The sequence below is a fragment of the Aquabacterium sp. A08 genome (assembly GCF_011742065.1).
In genome coordinates this window covers 1-317 of record NZ_JAAQQT010000038.1, presented here as the reverse complement: position 1 = coordinate 317, position 317 = coordinate 1, and the positions used below count along the sequence as shown (strand labels likewise).

The window sequence follows — 317 nt, the reverse complement described above, 5'->3', positions numbered from 1 at the left end:
CACGCCCTGGCCGCCTACATGGCCGACCCGGCGCCCTACCTGCAACTGCCAGGGTTCTACCAAGCCAAGCGCGACCGGTTCCGCGCCGGGCTGGCGGGCACGCGCTTTCGGCTGCTGCCGTGCGAGGGCACTTACTTCCAGTGCGTGGATTACAGTCAGCTGGCCGTGCCCGAACGCGACCTGCCCGAGGCCGATTTCTGCCAGTGGCTGACGCGCGAGGTGGGGGTGGCGGCCATCCCGCTGTCGGCGTTTTACGGCAACGGCTTCGACCAGCGCGTGGTGCGCTTTTGCTTTGCCAAGCAGGACGCCACCCTGCA

1 protein-coding gene is annotated in these 317 nt (G+C 68.5%); it reads left to right on the top strand.

The features are described 5' to 3' along the window. Nucleotides 1–317: aminotransferase class I/II-fold pyridoxal phosphate-dependent enzyme (locus tag HA630_RS00220; protein ID WP_166831976.1), on the top strand; the 317-nt coding region annotated here is incomplete at both ends.